The following is an 18,744-nucleotide window of genomic DNA, read 5'->3' as shown; positions in this document are numbered from 1 at the left end:
TTACTCCTTACTCCGCAGGTTGATGACCAGACGATCGTCGGGGCGGTACCCGGTCAAATTGGTGCCCTCGACATCGTGCGGCGTGTTGAAGCTGAAGCTACAACTGCCATGCTCGATGTACTCATGGCCGCTCGCCGGTTGATGCATGCCGGTCGGGATGACGAAGCGCTCATGGTAGGGCGCCAGGGCCAGCAGGCGGTACATCGCCTCGGCTTGCTCACTACTCAGATCTGCCTGTTGTAGCCATTGCGGCGCCTGTGGGCTGAGCAGACTACGGCGGTAGTGGCGGAGGGCGATCAACCGCGTCAAGGCGCGCTCAACCGGTTGGCGATCGCCGGCACACAACAGCTTAGCGAGATAGTGAATGGGAATTCGCATCTGTTCCAACTCCGCCAGACGGATGTCGTGCGGTGTCGCCAAGGTTTGATCGTCGAAACGGATCGGCGATAAGGGCGGCACATACCAGACCATCGGCAGGGTGCGGAACTCGGGATGCAGAGGTAGCGCCAGTTGCCACTCCTTGATCAGGCGGTAGACCGGTGAGCGCTGGGCGTGTTCTAGGATATCGTCGCTGATACCGTCGCGGCGTGCCTGCTCGATCACTTGCGCGTCGTGTGGATCGAGGAATAGTCGCATCTGCGCTTGGTACAACTCGTGCGGATCCTCTACCGCGGCGGCATCGGGGATGGCCTCGGCATCGTACAGCATCACGCCGATGTAACGGATACGCCCGACGCAGCTCTCCGAGCACAGGGTCGGTAATCCCGCCTCGATACGTGGATAGCAGAAGATGCACTTCTCCGATTTACCACTCTTCCAGTTGTAGTAGATCTTCTTGTAGGGGCAGGCGCTGACACACATACGCCAGCCACGGCACTGATCTTGGTTGATCAGTACCACTCCATCCTCGGCACGTTTGTAGATGGCGCCGCTGGGGCAGGAGGCGACGCAGGCGGGATTGAGGCAGTGCTCGCACAACCGCGGCAGGTACATCATGAAGGTCTGCTCGAACTGAGCGTACAGCTGCTTGTCCAACCCCTCTAGGTTCGGATCGCCCTGGCGGACATGAGCCTCCCCGCCCAGATCGTCCTCCCAGTTGGCACTCCCCTCGATCTTCTCTAGGGTCTTGCCGGTGAGCAGTGAGTAGGGCCGTGCCGTCGGCTGGTGGCGCGCCCCGGCCGGGGCCGTATGCAGATGGGCATAGTCGAACGAGTAAGGCTCGTAATAGTCTTCGATCGACGGCATATGGGGATTAGCAAAGATCTTGGCCAGCAGACTCAGCTTGCCGCCCATACGGGGTGTCAGCCCGCTGGCGGTTCGTTGCCAGCCGCCATGCCACTTCTCCTGATCCTCCCAATCACGGGGGAAACCGCGTCCGGGTTTGGTTTCGACGTTGTTGAACCAGCCGTATTCGATACCTTCACGGCTGGTCCAGACGTTCTTGCACACCACCGAACAGGTGTGACAACCGATGCACTTGTCGAGGTTTAGCACCATGGAAATCTGTGCACGAATTTTCATTTTTTTCTCCCTCTTCCCGATCGGTATCAGTCCCACTCGACCTGGCTGAGCTTGCGAATAATCACCGTCTCGTCCCGGTTGGAGCCGATGGTGCCGTAATAGTTGTAGCCCCAGGACAGGTGGGCATAGCCGCCGATCATATGGATCGGGTTGGGGCAAATCCGGGTGATGGAGTTGTGGATCCCCCCGCGTTCGCCGGTGACCTCGGAGAGCGGCATGTTCAGCGTGCGCTCCTGCGCGTGATACATCAGCGCCAACCCGGCGGGAATGCGCTGGCTGACGACCGCCCGCGCCACCATGGCCCCGTTGGCATTAAACAGCTCGACCCAGTCGTTGTCGGCGATGTTGGCGCGTTGTGCGTCGTGCTCGCTGATCCAGATCAGCGGTCCCCCACGCGAGAGGGTCTGCATGATTTGGTTATCGGTATAGGTAGAGTGGATCCCCCACTTCTGGTGGGCCGTGCCAAAGTTCAACACCAGCTCCGGCTGGCCGTTGTCATTGTGCTGCCGCACGCTACGGCAGCTCTGGGTATCCAACGGTGGCTTATAACAAGGGAAGTTTTCGCCGAACGCCTGCATCCAGGCATGATCTTGATAGGCCTGCTGACGACCGGTTAGGGTGCGCCATGGCACCGCGTGGGTGATGTTCAGGCTACCGGCGGTGTAGGCATGTTGATCGCTGTCGATGCCGGACCACAGCGGACTGGCGATCACACGCCCCGGTTGGCGCTGGATATCGGCGAAGCGGTAGTGCACCCCTTTCTTATCCGCCGCCAACTCGGCGATGGCAGGCTGGCCGGTCTTCGCCGCCAGATCACGCCAGGCGCGATCGGCCACCTGGCCGTTGGTCTCTGGAGCCAGGGTGAGGATGGCCTCTAATGCCTGGGTGGCATCTTGCATGTTGGCACAGGGGCCGACCCCCTCCAGGCTCTCGCTACCGTGGCGGGCGCATAATTCCGCGATCTCTGGCTGAGTATCCCAATGGGCCCCCTTGCCACCATTGCCATGCGCCGCCAGCGCCGGGCCGAGATGGGTATATTTGAAGTAGGTCTGCGGATAGTCGCGCTCGACGACGTTGATGGCGGGCGCGGTCTTCCCGGCGATGAAGGCCTGCGGATCTCGTTTCCAGTCGCGAACACCACAAGCCTGGCCCAGTTCGGCCGGAGAGTCGTGCAGCAGCGGGGTCAGCATCACATCGCGTTCCTTGCCCAGATGACCGGAGCAGAGGACGGAGAACTGTTGGGCGATCCCCTTGAAGATATCCCAGTCGGCGCGAGCCTCCCACATCGGGTCGATGGCGCGAGTAAAGGGGTGTACATAGGGATGCATGTCGGTACTGCTCAGATCTTCCTTCTCATACCAGGTCGCCGACGGCAGGATCACATCCGAATAGAGGCAGGTGGTCGACATGCGGAAGTCGAGGGTAACCAACAGATCGAGCTTGCCTTCGACGCTGTCGCGCCAGGTGAGTTGTTGCGGTAAGGGGAGTCCCTTCTCCTGCAGATCTTGCTCCATCACCCCGTGATGGGTGCCCAGCAAATGTTTGAGAAAGTACTCATGTCCCTTGCTGGAGGAGCCGAGCAGGTTGGCACGCCAGACGAATAGTACGCGAGGATAGTTACCCGGCGCATCGGGATCTTCGCTGGCGATATGTAATGTCCCCGCCTTCAGCGCCTGTTCAACCGAGGCCTTAACGTCGCCGTCCGCCGCCTCGGCGGCCAGGGTGAGCGGGTTACGATCCAACTGGGGTGAAGAGGGTAGCCAGCCGAGACGTTCGGCGATGACGTTGAAGTCGATCAGGCTATGGGGGAACTGATCACGCTCGGCCAGGGGAGACAACAACGAGTGGGCATCGACGTTTTCGTAGCGCCACTGACTGCTGTGATTATAGAAGAAGGAGGTGCCGTTCATCAGTCGAGCGGGGCTTTGCCAGTCCCCTCCGAGGGCGATCGGCGCCCAACCGGCCAGCGGTCGTAGCTTCTCCTGGCCGACATAGTGTGCCCAGCCGCCACCATTGACGCCGATGGTGCCGCACATCATCAGCACGTTGATGATGCTGCGGTAGGTCATGTCGCTATGGAACCAGTGGTTGATCCCCGCGCCGACGATGATCAGCGAGCGGCCATGGGTCAGTCTGGCGTTGTTGGCAAACTCTTGCGCTAGACGGGTGATCTGCTGGCGTGGTACGCCGGTAATGGCTTCAGCCCAGGCTGGGGAGCAGGGGGCATCCTCGGATGGCGCGCTGCCGTCGGCGGGCCGAAGGCCATAGTGCGCCAACATCAGGTCGAAGACCGTGGCGACGGGGATACGTTCCCCCTCGGCATTGGTGATCCAGTGTACCGGGACGCGTCCCAAGGTATAGGCGTCCCGATCGGCCGGGGCGCTGAAATCGGGCTGCACAATACAGACTTCGCCCTCGCCCAATTCGGCGAGGCTAAGCAGGGGATCGATCGTCGCCCCGCTGAGCGCATCCTGCTGAGCCGTGTTCCATTGGCCGCTGCGATCCCAGCGGAAGCCCGCCGAGCCACGTGGCAACACGATCTGGTGCGATCCTTGGTCTAACGCCAGCGTCTTCCATTGGGCCAACGGTTGTGCGGCCCATTGCGCCAGATCTGCGGCGCGCAGGTAGCGTCCCGAGCGGTAGCTATTCTCCCGCTGAGTACAAGGGGTGAGCATCACCAGTGTCGGGAAGTCGGTGAAGCGTTTGGCGTAGTTGATGAAGTAGTCGCAGGGTTGCTGCAGATAGAACTGCTGTAGGATCACCTGTCCTAGGGCGAGGGCCAAGGCGGCATCGCTCCCGGCGCGTGGCGCCACCCATTCATCGGCAAACTTGCAGTTTTCTGCGTAGTCGGCGCTGACGGCGACGACCTTGGTACCGTTGTAACGCGCCTCGGTCATAAAGTGAGCGTCTGGCGTACGGGTTTGCGGGACGTTGGAACCCCACATCACCAGATATTGGGCGTTATACCAGTCGGCGGATTCTGGGACGTCGGTCTGCTCCCCCCAGGTTTGTGGTGAGGAGGGGGGCAGATCGCAGTACCAGTCGTAGAAGCTTAGGCAGGTACCGCCGATCAGCGACAGGTAACGAGAGCCTGAGGCAAATGACAACATGGCATGAGCGGGGATCGGCGAAAAGCCAGCGACGCGGTCAGGGCCGAAGCGCTTGATGGTGGCGATGTTGGCCGCTGCGATCAGCTCGTTGGCCTCTTGCCAAGAGACACGCACCAGTCCCCCCATACCCCGCTCGCGCTTGTAACGTTGCCCCAGTTCAGGATCGTCCAAAATGGCTTGCCAGGCATCGACCGCATCTGGGTGTTGCGCCCGTTGCTCACGCCACAAATCACGCAGCGCCTGACGCATCAGCGGGTATTTAATCCGGTTGGCGCTGTAGATATACCAGGAGTAACTGGCCCCGCGCGGGCAGCCACGCGGTTCATGGTTAGGCAGATCGATGGGCGTTTCCGGGTAGTCGGTGTACTGCGTCTCCCAGGTGATTAGCCCGCTTTTGACATAGATTTTCCAGCTACAGGAGCCCGTGCAGTTGACGCCATGTGTGGAGCGCACCACCTTGTCGTATTGCCAGCGGCTACGGTAACTCTGCTCCCAGGCGGAGTCATCCCGCATGTACAGCTCATGGGCGTTAGCCGCGATGGGTTTCCCGGCGGTGAAATAGCGGATCTTTTTTAGAAAGGTGCTCATGTCAGTTTCCCCAGGCGATTAATGGTGCCGTCCATAGGCGAGCCAGGTGACGATCATGCATAGCAGGTAAAACACAGCGAAGCAGATCAGCGGCAATAGGACGGAGTGTGTCAGGCTGATGGCACTACCGAACGCCTTAGGAATGATAAAGCCGCCGAAGGCACCGATCGCGGAGGTGAAGCCCAGCGCCGCCGAACTCATCACGTCTGCATATTGGTCGATGCGTTTTCCCTGCATGCCTTGCTGCTGGGCCTCTTGCGCCGATTTCTGATGGAAGATCTGTGAGATCAGTTGGAAGCTGGAGCCACTGCCGAGGTTGGTGAAGATGAACAACCCCATAAACACGATGTAGAACAGGATGAAGGAGCCGTTACCGTTTTCACCCGGTAAGGTTGGCACGATCAGCAGGCTGAACACGATCATAAAGAGGAAGGCGACTTGGGTGATGCGGTAGCCGCTGAACTTATCGGAGAGCTTGCCGCCGATCGGGCGAGCGATTGCCCCCAGCAATGGCCCGACGAAGGCGTAGTCGATGATGTTGATTTCCGGGAATTGGGTCTTGGTCAACAGGGCGAAACCGGCGGAGAAGCCGACAAACGAGCCGAAGGTCGCTAGGTAAATCAGGCTGGTGATCCAGGTATCTTTTTTCCCCAGGATGACGAACTGTGAAGAGAGTGAAGACTGCATCCCGTCGATATCATTCATCATAAACCAGGAGGCTAGGCAACCAACGAGGATAAAGGGGATCCAGAGGAAAGCGGCGTTTTGCAGCCAGATGACCGTACTGTGGTCGACCTGCTGTGGGGCGCCGCCTAGGCTACCGAACAAGCTGAAACCGATGACCAACGGGACGCACAGTTGGACCACCCCGATCCCACCATCACCTAACCCGCCGTTGATCCCCAGCCCGTAACCTTGTAGCCGTTTGGGAAAGAAGAAGCTGATATTCGCCATGCTGGAGGCGAAGTTACCACCGCCGATACCGCATAGGATGGCGATACAGGCGAAGGAGTAGAAGGAGGTGTGCGGATCTTGGATAGCGAGACCCAGCCAGATGCTGGGGATCAGCAGTAACACGGTACTGAGCGTGGTCCAGCGCCGTCCGCCGAAGATCGGGACGACGAAGGAGAAGGGAATACGCAGAATAGCGCCGGAGATAGAGGGTAAGGCGGCTAACCAGAAGAGCTGGTTGGTAGTGAAGTTAAATCCGATGTGGTTAAGTTTAATAACGACGGAGCTGAATACCATCCAGATACAGAACGCTAACACGAGGCAGTATACTGATACCCAGAGATTGCGTTTGGCGATGCCACTCCCGGTCGTTTTCCAGAAGTTGTCGTCTTCGGGATCCCAATTTTGTAACACACGCGAGTTTTTTGGGTCTAATGCTTGATTACTCATATCGACACCTTTTTATATATCGATGATGCATTTTGTCTGCGAGGCCACATAACCAACGGTGAGCTGATAAAATAGTGCTCGCCACCGTTAATGTTATCAGTTTGTTAGTCGCTGACTTTTCCTTTTTACAATATCGCGTTACTTCGCTAATTACAAAACGTTGCCAACTTACTAAATAGTATAAATGACAGAATTAGCCAGTGGTGACGATTGTTATTTTTTGCTTTTGCCACTTAAGGAGCGTGTTTCTGTCTCACTAAGATTTTTCGCTAAATGGCTAACTTAGTGATTCCATTATGAGAATATTTAGCCATCCATTTAAATAAACTAAATACTTTTCTTATTATGGGCTGATAGTGACATTTTTACCCTCAGTGTGGCAGGATTTCTTTCCGCACCAACGGATCAAGATATGCATTCCTGCGAGTTGGTAAAGAAAGTAGAAATACAAATAATCAGCAATAGATTTGGGAGGCGAGAGGGGGAGTCACTGCGTCGGTAGCTTCTGCGTAACATCTCAAATATGAGGAGGAGAGACGATCGAGGCCGCTGAGTCGGTCTTGGTGACTTGGTCCATTTGGTTCATTAGCACGGCCTTAGCCGCGTCATAGCGCCTATTTAGTTGTATGCAAGTATTCACTTGATGATAAAGCGATACAGAGATGGCGATTTACTTACAAATATTTTCTGACTGTCATTATGGTCGAGAGTAATGTAATAGATTAGAAATAGCCTCACACTATTTCTCGCATTGATACAGCTAGTCTGTTGTTGAAATATGTATCGATGTTGGGGGTGCATGGCCCTCATATTATTCTTGAATAGCTTTGTTATCTATTTATCTCACGGCACACCTGGTGCGGTGAGTGGCTATTATCCTGCGTCACTCATGGTTATTTATTGACGTCGATTCGGCGTGTAAGCACCGCTATGGCGGAAGACCACAGATTGGCGCTATAGGATATGGCGAGATACACCCTATTTAGGGTAATCGTGAAATTGCTAGCCATATTATCTGCCATAACGTCATTAGGGAGAAATGATGTGAGCGCGCCAGCGTGGTTGATCGCTATCGATCCGCGTCTGCCGCTACACGTGGGGCTAATGGCGCTAGCATCCTGTTCGTCATTATTGGCGTAATGCTGTTATTTATTTTTTTCGCTGAGGTTTAGTATGAAAAAAGGTTATTTGTTATTGATACCTTTTGTGGTTGGGGCGGCACTGGCTTGTCTCCCCGCCCCGGCGGGGCTGAGTCATCACGCCTGGCTCTATTTTGCGATTTTTATCGGCTCGATCGTGGGGTTGATTCTAGAGCCGTTACCCGGCGCGGTGATTGGCTTAATCGCCGTGGTGATTATTGCGGGATTGGGCCGCTGGGTGTTGTTCTCCCCGGAACAGCTGACAGCGGCACACTTCCATGCGACTTCGGCGGCCTTTAAGTGGGCGGTTTCCGGATTCTCGAACTCCACGGTATGGTTGATTTTCAGCGCCTTTATGTTTGCCTTAGGGTATGAGAAGACGGGACTGGGACGCCGTATCTCCTTGATGTTGGTTAAGTCGCTGGGGCGTCGCTCGCTGACGCTGGGTTATGCCATCGCCATCGCCGATCTGGTTCTGGCTCCCTTTACGCCGTCGAACACGGCACGTAGCGCTGGGGCCATCTATCCGGTGATCAGTAATCTCCCCCCACTCTATGACTCCAAGCCGAACGATCCCAGTGCGCGGCGTATCGGTTCCTACTTGATGTGGGTCTCCATCTCGATTACCTGTGTGACCAGCTCGATGTTCCTCTCCGCCCTCGCGCCAAACTTACTATCCAGTGCACTGATCAATCAGATGACGGGCCTACAGATCTCGTGGGGAAGCTGGTTTATCGCCTTCTTACCGTGCGGTATTGTGCTGTGGCTACTGACACCGTTGCTCGGCTATTGGCTGTATACGCCGGAGGTGAAGGTGAATGATGAAGTCCCTAAATGGGCGAAACAAGAGCTGGCAAACCTGGGGGGGTTGTCACGGCGCGAGAAACTCCTACTGGTATTCGTGGTTCTTGCCTTGCTGATGTGGGTGTTCGGTTCCGGCTTTATCAATTCCGCCATTGCGGCCTTGTTCGTCATCGCGCTGATGCTGGTGAGTAACGTGATCACCTGGGATGACGTGATCGGGAATAAAGCCGCCTGGAATACCCTGTTCTGGTTCGGTACGTTAGTCTCATTGGCCTCGGGCCTCTCTGCCGTCGGCTTTGTTCATTGGTTCGGGTTACTGATCTCTCATTACCTGAATGGGATGTCGGTCGATGTCGCCTGCGTCTCGCTATTGCTGTGTTTCTACCTGCTGCACTATTTCTTTGCCAGTACTACCGCGCATGCTACGGCCTTGGTCCCGGTCATGATCGCGGCGGCGATGGATATTCATGGTATCAACATGATGGCCTTTTCTCTGGCGATGTCCCTGTCGTTGGGCATCATGGGGATCATCACCCCTTACGGCACCGGTCCCAGCCCGATCTACTTCGGCAGCGGCTATCTGCCCTCGAAAGACTTCTGGCGCCTGGGGGCCATCTTTGGCTTGGTGAACCTGTTGGCCTACCTGTTTATCTGCTTACCGTGGATAAATTATCTCTACCGTTGAGTGAGCTCTCATTTCCCTGAGCGTACTATGGATGGCCTCCCGTTGGGGGGCCATCTTGCGTAATGAGGCCGCCAAACTATTTTAGTAATACATTGATGATAAATATATTTTTTACTCCCTTCCGCTCTCTACTCCTGTCTGTCTTGGGATGATTTTCCGTGATTATTCTCACTTTGAAGGCATAAAATGTTCCATACCCTAACGTCATGACGAATTTCTATGAGCGTGTCGATGAAGATTAATTTAAACCAGATGGTGACGGAGAGTCGCAACCCGGCCAGTGCGGCGATCGATACCCTGTCTACCTTGGCGATGTTGCGCGTGATCAATGCGGAGGACCAGCGGGTCGCACCAGCGGTCGAGGCAACCCTACCGCAGGTAGCCGAGTTGGTGGATAAGGTGGTCGAGGCCTTCGCTCAGGGCGGTCGCCTGATCTATTGTGGTGCTGGAACGTCGGGACGCCTTGGCATCCTCGATGCCAGTGAGTGTCCGCCTACCTATGGTACGCCGGCGCAGCAGGTGGTGGGGCTGATCGCGGGAGGTCACCCGGCGATCCTGGCGGCGGTGGAGAACGCCGAAGACGATCGTGATCAGGGGGCGCAGGATCTCCGCGATCTTCACTTTACGTCACGGGATGTGTTGGTGGGTATCGCGGCCAGCGGACGTACGCCTTATGTGTTGGGCGCCATGGTATACGCGAAGCAACAAGGCGCGACGGTAGCGGCGATCGTCTGTAATCCCGGCAGTGAGATGAGCCTAGCGGCCGATATTGCTATCGAGCCGGTGGTCGGCGCGGAGGTGGTGACGGGCTCTTCGCGGATGAAGGCGGGAACCGCACAGAAGCTGGTGCTGAATATGATCACCACCGGGGCGATGATCCGTAGTGGCAAGGTGTACGGTAACTTGATGGTGGATGTGGCGGCGACCAACGCCAAGCTGCTCCAGCGCCAGGTGAATATCGTGATGGCGGCGACGGAGTGTGACTTACATCAGGCCGAGGCGGCGCTCAACGCCTGTGATCGTCACTGTAAGACCGCCATTCTGATGTTACTGAGCGGCGTATCAGCCGAGGAGGCCCGCGCGATGTTGGCACGGCATCACGGCTTTATTCGTCAGGCCTTGTCGAGGACCTAATATCATGACCCAGGCCCAAACCCCCACAGCGATCAAATTAAAGGTGCTCTCTTTCCCGGTTGGTTAGGTATTGGCGAATCGCTGATCTAGGGCGTGACCTTATCGTGCGTTAAGCCATTCGTGACGGCCTGCTTGGGCGGGGCGGGTGGGGGCTTCTTTATCGGCCGGGTTGCCTGGCTGGGGCTACCGGTCGGTTTGAATACGGTATTCGGCCCTTCCGGTTTGCTCACCATTCCCCTGATGACCTCTCAATGAGGTATCTTTGCGGGGATGGCCGTTTATGTCGCCAGCATACGGCTCTCTTACCTTGCCGGTTTTATCATAACGTGGTGTTTTGGCTGCAAGGATATCGAGTTAGCGTGACGCCGTGTGCCGTTCATGTTGTCCAGGCGCGGGCCTCTTCTACATGGTGTTAGATGATCTTCTCCAGCACCGTCAGTTGAGCGATGGATGACTGAAAAGATAGATGCGCTGACGCTAAGCAAGGGATGGTGCTACCCGATAGCGCCAAAAGCAAAAACCCCGCCATAAGGCAGGGTTTTCTGAATAAGTGGTGCCCGGACTCGGAATCGAACCAAGGACACGGGGATTTTCAATCCCCTGCTCTACCGACTGAGCTATCCGGGCAACGGAGCGCATTAAACCCGATTCTCATGCTGGCGTCAACGTTATTTCACGCCATAGCGCCTGAGTGCCTATTTCTTGCACGAGCCGCTGCCCATGATCGATGCTATGCAGGATGGCAGTAGAGTAGGGGGATCCTACGTAATGATAGGCATTGCTGTGATATCGATCACATAACTCTCATAAATACCAAATTATGTTTTTGCTTATTTATCCATAATAAATGTATTTTTAATCACTGTTCTTTTGTTGGCTTTTTGTTTAATTTGTTAATGTAATTTAAATAACACTGGGGGCGCTAGACAATAATAATTGTCTTTGAGATAAATAGCATGATTGTAATTCTTCTTTCACGCTAAATCCGCGGCTATAGAGTGGTGCATTACTATGCGTTTTTATGCCTTGGCTAGATTAAGTCGCTGCTATGCTGGCTAATCATTAGTGATATATATCACGGTAGCGGCAGAATGAACCATTACAATAAGTTTAGTTTCCGAGGAAAGAGGAAATAAAAATGGAAAATAATAATCGGTTTTGGCCGCATATCCGGCGGGTAACCCATCTGATGATGATGGCGCACCGCAGCTGTTTTGATTTTCATCTCTTTAACGCTAGATAACTCTCCCTCTTTCATGACATCCGTTATCGCGGCATGTCATGTCTTAATCTGTTGCTATACCCGCGGGGAGCGTATCCTCGGGAAGGGTATACCTACAGCTTATTATTGATAATCCACGATAAATGTATGTCATTGGTAGCTTACTTCGGGCTATCGTTTATGGCGTTTTTCCCTGCCGGTGATTTGTCATCATAAAATCATCACGGGCTGATATTGCCATAAGAAAATATAGCGGTTGATGGATTTAATGAAATTTAAATCCAGAGGGTTATTTTGTCTAAAATAAATCAATGAGAATGAATAATATGTCAAATTTAAAAATTGCCTCTAGCCATAACGCTATGGACTGTTTCCATACCATGCGTCCTATTGTGGCGCTAAATAATAGTGACCTCTGCGAGGTCGCGGCAGTGGTCCTCTCCGTCGCCGATATCCTCGCCGGTGAGTTAGACAAGATCGAACAGAGTGCCTTCGGCTTGCCGGTCTTCGCCGCGCTACACAACGATGAGAGCCTACCCGCCGATTATTTGCCACGCCTCGCCGGGGTATTTACCTGCGACGATGGCAACCAAGATTTCTATGGCAAACAATTGGAAAGTGCCGCGCAGAAATATGAGGCCGCCCTGTTGCCGCCCTTTTTTGGCAGCCTCAAGGCTTATGTTCAACAGGGCAACGCCGCCTTCGACTGCCCGGGGCACCAAGGCGGCCAGTTCTTCCGCCGTCATCCCAGCGGTCGCCAATTCTTCGACTACTTCGGGGAGACCCTGTTCCGCTCCGACCTGTGTAACGCCGACGTCTCGATGGGCGATCTGCTGATCCATGAGGGGGCGCCTTGCGCCGCTCAGCAGCACGCCGCCCAGGTGTTCAACGCCGACAAAACCTACTTCGTGCTCAACGGCACCTCCTCCTCCAACAAGGTGGTGCTCAACGCCCTATTAACGCCCGGTGATCTGGTGCTGTTCGACCGTAATAATCATAAATCTAACCACCACGGCGCATTGATTCAGGCCGGCGCCACGCCGGTCTACCTGGAGACCGCACGCAACCCGTTCGGTTTTATTGGGGGCATCGACGCACACTGCTTTGACGAGAACTACCTGCGCGACCTGGTGCGTGAAGTGGCACCGGAGCGGGCTGGCGAGCGGCGACCGTTCCGCCTGGCGGTGATCCAGCTCGGCACCTACGACGGCACCATCTACAACGCCCGCCAGGTGGTCGACAAGATAGGTCACCTGTGCGACTACATCCTGTTCGACTCCGCCTGGGTCGGCTACGAGCAGTTTATTCCGATGATGAAAGAGTGCTCGCCGCTGCTGCTGGAGCTGAACGAGAACGATCCGGGGATCCTGGTCACCCAGTCGGTTCACAAGCAGCAGGCCGGCTTCTCCCAGACCTCGCAGATCCACAAGAAAGACCGCCACATCAAGGGACAGGCGCGCTACGTCAACCATAAACGGCTGAATAACGCCTTCATGATGCACGCCTCCACCAGCCCGTTCTACCCACTGTTCGCCGCCCTGGATGTCAACGCGCGCATGCATGCCGGGGAGAGCGGGAAACGCATGTGGATGGAGTGCGTACGCCTCGGGATCGAGACGCGCAAGCTGCTGCTGCAAACCTGCCACCATATCCGCCCCTTCGTCCCGGAGACGGTCGATGGCCGCCCGTGGGAATCGTTCGACACCGAGGAGATGGCCAACGATCTGCGCTTCTTCGACTTCATCCCCGGTGAGCGCTGGCATGCCTTCGACGGCTATGCCGCGCACCAGTATTTCGTCGATCCCTGCAAGCTGATGCTGACCACGCCCGGCATCGACGCCAAGAGCGGCGAATACCAGGCCTTTGGGGTGCCGGCCACCATCCTGGCCAACTTCCTGCGGGAAAACGGCATCGTGCCGGAGAAGTGCGACCTTAACTCGATCCTGTTCCTGCTCACCCCGGCGGAGGATCTGGCCAAGATGCAGCACCTGGTGGCGCAGATCGCCCGCTTCGAACGCCTGCTGGAGCAAGACGCCCCGCTGGCCGAGGTCCTGCCTTCGCTCTACCAGGCCCATGAAGCCCGTTACCGGGGCTACACCCTGCGCCAACTGTGCCAGGAGATGCATGACCTGTATGTCAGCCACGACGTGAAGCAGTTGCAGAAGGAGATGTTCCGTAAGGCGCACTTCCCACGTGTGGCGATGAACCCGCAGCAGGCTAACATCGCCTTCGTGCGCGGCGAGGTCGAGCTGGTGGCGCTGGCGCAGATCGAGGGGCGCATCGCGGCGGAAGGGGCGCTGCCCTACCCGCCGGGGGTGTTGTGTGTCGTCCCGGGCGAGATCTGGGGTGGCGCGGTACAGCGCTACTTCCTGGCGTTGGAAGAGGGCATCAACCTGCTGCCCGGCTTCGCCCCGGAACTGCAGGGGGTCTACCTCCAGCAGGATGCCGATGGTCGCACCCGTGCCTACGGCTATGTCATCAAACCCTAAAACGGCCAGCGATCAACTGGGCTAAGTGATTTTTCCACTAACGATGCGTCGCGGGGAGTCGAGGCTTCTCGCGCGCTAGAGAGAGTGTGTGATTATGAGTACCTCTAGTGGCAATAAAATGGGTGTGGTGCAGCTCACCATCCTGACGGCGGTCAATATGATGGGATCAGGGATCATCATGCTGCCGACCAAACTGGCGGAGGTGGGCACCATCTCCATCGTCTCCTGGCTGGTGACGGCCCTCGGTTCGATGGCCCTGGCTTATGCCTTCGCCAAGTGCGGTATGTACAGTCGCAAGTCGGGTGGGATGGGGGGCTACGCCGAGTACGCCTTCGGCAAGTCCGGCAACTTCATGGCCAACTACACCTACGGCGTCTCCCTCCTGATCGCCAACGTGGCCATCGCCATCTCCGCCGTCGGCTACGGTACGGAGCTGATCGGCGCGACGCTGAGTCCGCTGGGGATCTGCCTGGCGACTATCGGGGTGTTGTGGCTGTGTACCGCCGCTAACTTCGGCGGGGCGCGCATCACCGGGCGTATCAGCAGCGTGACGGTGTGGGGGGTGATCATCCCGGTGGTCGGGATCTCCCTCATCGGCTGGTTCTGGTTTAGTCCTTCGCTGTATATCGGCTCCTGGAACCCGCACCATTATCCGACTTTCGAGGCCATCGGCTCCTCCATCGCCATGACCCTGTGGGCCTTCTTGGGGCTGGAGTCCGCCTGCGCCAACACCGATGTGGTGGAGAACCCGGAACGGAACGTACCGATCGCGGTGCTTGGCGGTACGCTGGGGGCGGCGGTGATTTACATCGTCTCCACTAACGTGATCGCCGGGATCGTGCCGAACATGGATCTGGCCAACTCTACCGCCCCATTCGGCATGGCCTTCGCCCAGATGTTTAACCCGACCGTCGGTAAGATCATCATGGCGTTGATGGTGATGTCATGTTGTGGCTCGTTGTTGGGCTGGCAGTTCACCATCGCCCAGGTGTTCAAGTCCTCTGCCGATGAGGGTTACTTCCCGGGGATCTTCCGTAAGATCACCCAGTCTGGCGCGCCGGTGAAGGGGATGCTGACCATCGTGACGATCCAGACGATCCTGTCGCTGATGACCATCAGCCCATCGTTGAATGCGCAGTTCAACGTGCTGGTCAACTTGGCGGTGGTGACCAATCTGATCCCTTATATCTTGTCGATGGCGGCGTTGATGATCATTCAGCGTATCGCGGGGATCGATCCGGCCAAGGCACGCTTGCCCAACATCTTGGCGCTGGTCGGTGCCTTATATAGCTTCTACGCGCTCTACGCCTCCGGCGAGCAGGCGATGATGTGGGGGGCGATCGCCACCTTCCTCGGTTGGACGCTGTATGGCTTTGTCTCGCCGCGCTTCGAGATGCGTGATAAGCAGGCATAATCGGCGCGATTGGCTCCATCGTACCCTGTGGAGAACGAACAACCGGCGTCACGCACTGTGCGCCGGTTTTTTCATGGTCGAATCTTTGTCATACTGCACCCCATTAACCCGTGACAGGAGCAGAATGATGCAACGCGTAACCCTCTCTCTCGACGACGATCTGATGGCAGAGATCGACGCCATCATCAAGGCGCGTAACTACCAGAATCGCTCTGAGGCGATCCGCGATCTGGCACGCGCCGGGCTACAGAGTATGACGGATGTGCCGACGCAGAGCGCCAATTGCGTGGCGGCGTTGTTCTATGTCTACGATCATGAATCGCGCGAGCTCTCGAAACGCTTAACGCGTACCTTCCATGATCACCACGATCTTTCCCTGGCTAGCCTGCATGTCCATCTGGATCACGGTAGTTGTCTGGAGGTCTCGCTGTTAAAAGGGGCGGGTACCGAGGTCACGCGTTTCGCCGAGCAGGTGATCGCCGAGCGCGGGGTGCGCCACGGCAAACTGGTGGTGGTGCCGGGGGATGAGGGCGAGGGGCATGACCACGCTCACCCTCACCACCACGCGCATGAGTGACGTCGTTTCCTCAGCGGATACGGCGGTAGTTCTTCTGTGTGTTGTTGACCTTGTATAGATAACGGCGCGACTCCGCTGAGGGGTGGCGCTGGGTCAACGCCTCATATACGTCACCGGGCGACATCTGGTTGATGATGTTGACCGCCTGCCCCTTGTCACTGGAGAAGATACGCAGCACGCTGCCCGCCCCGCCGTTGTAGGCGGTGATCACCGCATAGCGACGCGAGGTCGGATTCTGAATGCCGCCCAGGTAGTTATTCTGCAAGATCGCCAGGTAGGCGGTACCGGTGTCGATGTTTTTCTCCGGATCGAACAGGTAGCTGCGACTTGGCGTGCCCCATTTGCCTTTCGAGACGAAGACATCCTTACCGGCGGTATGTTGCATCACCTGCATCAATCCCAGTGCGTCGGAGCGGCTGACGGCGTAGGGGTTGAAGCTAGATTCGGTCTGCATGATCGCCAAGATCAGCGATTCGTCGACGCCATAACGTTCGGAGGCGCGGCGTATCATGCCCAGGTACTTGTGCGCACGTTTATCCAGGTGGTTAGGCACCAGCTGAATGGTCACTGAGTAGATCACATGCAGCCCAGAGCTGCGTTTCATCAGCTTGTTCTGCAGCAGGTAGTTGGCAAAGTTATTGGCCCGCCCAGACCAGCGAATCGGCTGCCCGGTATTGTCCAGCACCTGGCCGTAGAGGAACGGTTCGCGGCTTGGCTTGATGTCGTTCGCATCAGAATAGAGGTCGATGGCGCTAGGATCATCGCCCATCAACAGGGTGGTGACGATGGCCTGGCGCAGGCTTTCCGTTGGATCGAGGGTGGCGATGGTCTCGATGGTGATCTGACCGGTCTCAAAGTTGATGTGGCTACGGGTCAGATACTGATCGCTATACTTCACATAGTCCTTGGGACCGGCGATCAACACCTCGTTAATCCCCCAGATATTCTCGATGTTGTGGGCGAACTGCCCCATCAGAATATCAAACCCGTTGGTATCTTTAATATATTCTTCGGTGTCGCGCTCGGGCTTCTTGCTGGAGCACGAGATCAGCAACGGGGCGATTAACGCCAGCGCAAGGACTTTCTTCATGGTAACAGCCATATCTGAATGACATCAGGGCGCATCTGCGCCCGGTTTTACTGACTCGGCGGCGTATAGCCTTCGATGTGGACGTCGTGGCCTTCGAACAGGAACTTCTCCATTTCCCGCGCCAATAGACTGCGGTCGTCCGGGTTCATCATATTCAATTTTTTCTCATTGATCAGCATGGTCTGTTTGGCCATCCACTGCCCCCACGCCTCCTTGGAGATATGGTCATAGATGCGCTTACCCAGATCGCCGGGATAGCTCTGAAAATCTAGCCCCTCGGCTTCACGATTCAAGAAAGTACAAAACACGGTTCTACTCATGCTTACTCCTCATGCTGCGTATCAGCGTCACGGTCCTTGACCGTCGGCTGTAGCGGTAGTTGCTGTAAAAGGCGCTCGGTAGGTGCCGCCAGCCCTACGGAGGGTGGCTGCGCTAAGTTATACCAGAGTCCCGCACCGTCATCCATGCAGGCCGCTGCCGGAGCATAGTGCGACCATACCGGGATGATATCCAAATGAAAATGGCTAAACGTGTGGCGAAATGCGGTCAGGACTTGCGCCGCCGCGGGGTCCTGCCCTAATTGGCGCAGGTGCGCGTGCAGCGCCGCCGCGTTATCGAACTGGGGAAAGCAGAATAGCCCTCCCCACAGCCCGCTGGCTGGACGCTGCTGTAACCAGACCTGACCTTCGTGTTGCAGCAGCAACAGATAGGCTTGGCGTTCCGGTAGGGTCTGTTTGGGTTTTTTCCCCGGGTAGGCGGCCCAATCGCCGTTGGCGTAGGCTAGACAGCCGCTGCTAAGCGGACACAACTCGCATTTGGGACGGCTACGGGTACAGACCAGGGCGCCCAGATCCATCATCGCCTGGTTAAATTGACTGACACCGTCGGCCGGTGTCACCTGAGCGCTCAGTTGCCATAGGCGCTTTTCGACCTCTTTCTTCCCCGGCCAACCGGCGACGGCATAGCAGCGTGCCAGCACCCGCTTGACGTTGCCGTCCAAGATCGGATGATGCTGGCCGAGCGACAAAGAGAGGATCGCCCCGGCGGTGGAACGACCAATCCCCGGCAGGGCGGCTACCTGATCGAACTCACGAGGAAACTCGCCGCCGTACTGGGCGACAATGGTTTGGGCCGCCTTGTGCAGGTTGCGTGCGCGGGCATAGTAGCCCAGCCCGGTCCACAGGTGTAGCACCTCGTCTAACGGCGCTTCGGCCAAGGCCTGCACGTCGGGGAAGCGTTGAATAAAGCGTTGGAAATAGGGGAGAACCGTTGCGACCTGGGTCTGTTGTAGCATCACCTCGGAGAGCCATACCCGATAGGGCGTCTTAGGATTTTGCCACGGCAGGGTCTTACGCCCGAAGCGTGCATACCAGGCTAGAACGGCCTGGGCGAAGGGTTGCGCCTGCATCATAAACCAGTCATGTCCTCACTCTATTCGGTTGCGCCGCAGCGCGGGACTGGATTGCAGCACAGCCGGAGCAAGCTGTAAACCGGATCTTGGCGAGCGGCCGCACGCGATGGGCGCGTTAGATGAACGAGGCGTATTATAAAATTTTACTATAGATAGCGC

12 protein-coding genes, 1 tRNA gene and 1 pseudogene are annotated in these 18,744 nt (G+C 56.7%); 7 read left to right on the top strand and 7 right to left on the bottom strand.

The annotated features are described in order from the left end of the window. Genes narH through DCL27_RS15270 form a run of 3 tightly spaced genes read right to left on the bottom strand, consistent with a single transcriptional unit; the run spans window position 1 to window position 6,620 of the window. Window positions 1-1,521, bottom strand: a complete 1,521-nt coding sequence (gene narH / locus DCL27_RS15280) for a nitrate reductase subunit beta (protein ID WP_035599023.1) — start codon at window positions 1,519-1,521, stop codon at window positions 1-3. A gap of 26 nt (window positions 1,522-1,547) precedes the next feature. Next, window positions 1,548-5,219, bottom strand: a complete 3,672-nt coding sequence (locus tag DCL27_RS15275; RefSeq protein WP_228594444.1) for a nitrate reductase subunit alpha — start codon at window positions 5,217-5,219, stop codon at window positions 1,548-1,550. Between the two features lie 18 nt (window positions 5,220-5,237). After that, window positions 5,238-6,620 carry a NarK family nitrate/nitrite MFS transporter gene (locus tag DCL27_RS15270; RefSeq protein WP_035599017.1) on the bottom strand — a complete coding sequence of 461 codons (1,383 nt, stop codon included), beginning with the start codon at window positions 6,618-6,620 and terminating at the stop codon, window positions 5,238-5,240. A gap of 1,173 nt (window positions 6,621-7,793) precedes the next feature. On the opposite strand from DCL27_RS15270, the gene DCL27_RS15265 reads away from it, so the two are divergent. From DCL27_RS15265 to murP, 3 genes and pseudogenes are all read left to right on the top strand, one after another. After that, complete coding sequence (locus tag DCL27_RS15265; RefSeq protein ID WP_228594443.1) at window positions 7,794-9,248, top strand: anion permease; 1,455 nt, start codon at window positions 7,794-7,796, stop codon at window positions 9,246-9,248. 231 nt (window positions 9,249-9,479) lie between these two features. Next, window positions 9,480-10,382, top strand: a complete 903-nt coding sequence (murQ, locus tag DCL27_RS15260; RefSeq protein ID WP_035599015.1) for an N-acetylmuramic acid 6-phosphate etherase — start codon at window positions 9,480-9,482, stop codon at window positions 10,380-10,382. A 33-nt stretch (window positions 10,383-10,415) separates the two neighbouring features. Then, window positions 10,416-10,745: pseudogene (gene murP / locus DCL27_RS15255) on the top strand (PTS N-acetylmuramic acid transporter subunit IIBC); the annotation flags it as partial. A 188-nt stretch (window positions 10,746-10,933) separates the two neighbouring features. Here murP and DCL27_RS15250 read toward each other — a convergent pair. Further along, a tRNA-Phe gene (locus DCL27_RS15250) sits at window positions 10,934-11,009 on the bottom strand. 511 nt (window positions 11,010-11,520) lie between these two features. On the opposite strand from DCL27_RS15250, the gene speFL reads away from it, so the two are divergent. The 4 genes from speFL to nikR all read left to right on the top strand — a co-directional run bounded on the left by speFL (window position 11,521) and on the right by nikR (window position 16,084). Then, window positions 11,521-11,625 carry a leader peptide SpeFL gene (speFL, locus tag DCL27_RS15245; protein WP_109579252.1) on the top strand — a complete coding sequence of 35 codons (105 nt, stop codon included), beginning with the start codon at window positions 11,521-11,523 and terminating at the stop codon, window positions 11,623-11,625. 305 nt (window positions 11,626-11,930) lie between these two features. Next, complete coding sequence (speF, locus tag DCL27_RS15240; protein WP_097364200.1) at window positions 11,931-14,093, top strand: ornithine decarboxylase SpeF; 2,163 nt, start codon at window positions 11,931-11,933, stop codon at window positions 14,091-14,093. A 94-nt stretch (window positions 14,094-14,187) separates the two neighbouring features. Continuing rightward, window positions 14,188-15,507, top strand: a complete 1,320-nt coding sequence (gene potE / locus DCL27_RS15235) for a putrescine-ornithine antiporter (RefSeq protein WP_005296088.1) — start codon at window positions 14,188-14,190, stop codon at window positions 15,505-15,507. A 127-nt stretch (window positions 15,508-15,634) separates the two neighbouring features. Continuing rightward, window positions 15,635-16,084: a nickel-responsive transcriptional regulator NikR gene (nikR, locus tag DCL27_RS15230; protein WP_035596153.1), complete on the top strand. Its 450-nt coding sequence runs from the start codon at window positions 15,635-15,637 to the stop codon at window positions 16,082-16,084. A gap of 10 nt (window positions 16,085-16,094) precedes the next feature. Here the strand turns inward: nikR and mltC are convergent, their stop codons facing one another. Genes mltC through mutY form a run of 3 tightly spaced genes read right to left on the bottom strand, consistent with a single transcriptional unit; the run spans window position 16,095 to window position 18,585 of the window. After that, entirely contained in the window at window positions 16,095-17,174 is a 1,080-nt protein-coding gene (mltC, locus tag DCL27_RS15225) for a membrane-bound lytic murein transglycosylase MltC (RefSeq protein ID WP_035594126.1), read from the bottom strand. 47 nt (window positions 17,175-17,221) lie between these two features. Then, a complete protein-coding gene (locus DCL27_RS15220) occupies window positions 17,222-17,494 on the bottom strand; it encodes an oxidative damage protection protein (protein ID WP_005280942.1) in 273 nt (90 codons plus the stop codon). A 2-nt stretch (window positions 17,495-17,496) separates the two neighbouring features. Then, window positions 17,497-18,585, bottom strand: coding sequence for an A/G-specific adenine glycosylase (gene mutY / locus DCL27_RS15215; protein WP_005280944.1), 1,089 nt, complete (start codon window positions 18,583-18,585; stop codon window positions 17,497-17,499). Window positions 18,586-18,744: the final 159 nt, after the last annotated feature.

It is taken from the genome of Edwardsiella tarda ATCC 15947 = NBRC 105688 (genome assembly GCF_003113495.2).
In the GTDB taxonomy this organism is placed as follows: domain Bacteria; phylum Pseudomonadota; class Gammaproteobacteria; order Enterobacterales; family Enterobacteriaceae; genus Edwardsiella; species Edwardsiella tarda.
This window is presented reverse-complemented; position numbering and strand designations above follow the sequence as displayed.

Excerpts from the sequence above, each read along its gene's own strand:
- narH (WP_035599023.1), bottom strand. The coding sequence starts at position 1,521 with ATGAAAATTCGTGCACAGATTTCCATGGTGCTAAACCTCGACAAGTGC.
- DCL27_RS15275 (WP_228594444.1), bottom strand. The coding sequence starts at position 5,219 with ATGAGCACCTTTCTAAAAAAGATCCGCTATTTCACCGCCGGGAAACCC.
- DCL27_RS15270 (WP_035599017.1), bottom strand. The coding sequence starts at position 6,620 with ATGAGTAATCAAGCATTAGACCCAAAAAACTCGCGTGTGTTACAAAAT.
- DCL27_RS15265 (WP_228594443.1), top strand. The coding sequence starts at position 7,794 with ATGAAAAAAGGTTATTTGTTATTGATACCTTTTGTGGTTGGGGCGGCA.
- murQ (WP_035599015.1), top strand. The coding sequence starts at position 9,480 with ATGAAGATTAATTTAAACCAGATGGTGACGGAGAGTCGCAACCCGGCC.
- speFL (WP_109579252.1), top strand. The coding sequence starts at position 11,521 with ATGGAAAATAATAATCGGTTTTGGCCGCATATCCGGCGGGTAACCCAT.
- speF (WP_097364200.1), top strand. The coding sequence starts at position 11,931 with ATGTCAAATTTAAAAATTGCCTCTAGCCATAACGCTATGGACTGTTTC.
- potE (WP_005296088.1), top strand. The coding sequence starts at position 14,188 with ATGAGTACCTCTAGTGGCAATAAAATGGGTGTGGTGCAGCTCACCATC.
- nikR (WP_035596153.1), top strand. The coding sequence starts at position 15,635 with ATGCAACGCGTAACCCTCTCTCTCGACGACGATCTGATGGCAGAGATC.
- mltC (WP_035594126.1), bottom strand. The coding sequence starts at position 17,174 with ATGAAGAAAGTCCTTGCGCTGGCGTTAATCGCCCCGTTGCTGATCTCG.
- DCL27_RS15220 (WP_005280942.1), bottom strand. The coding sequence starts at position 17,494 with ATGAGTAGAACCGTGTTTTGTACTTTCTTGAATCGTGAAGCCGAGGGG.
- mutY (WP_005280944.1), bottom strand. The coding sequence starts at position 18,585 with ATGATGCAGGCGCAACCCTTCGCCCAGGCCGTTCTAGCCTGGTATGCA.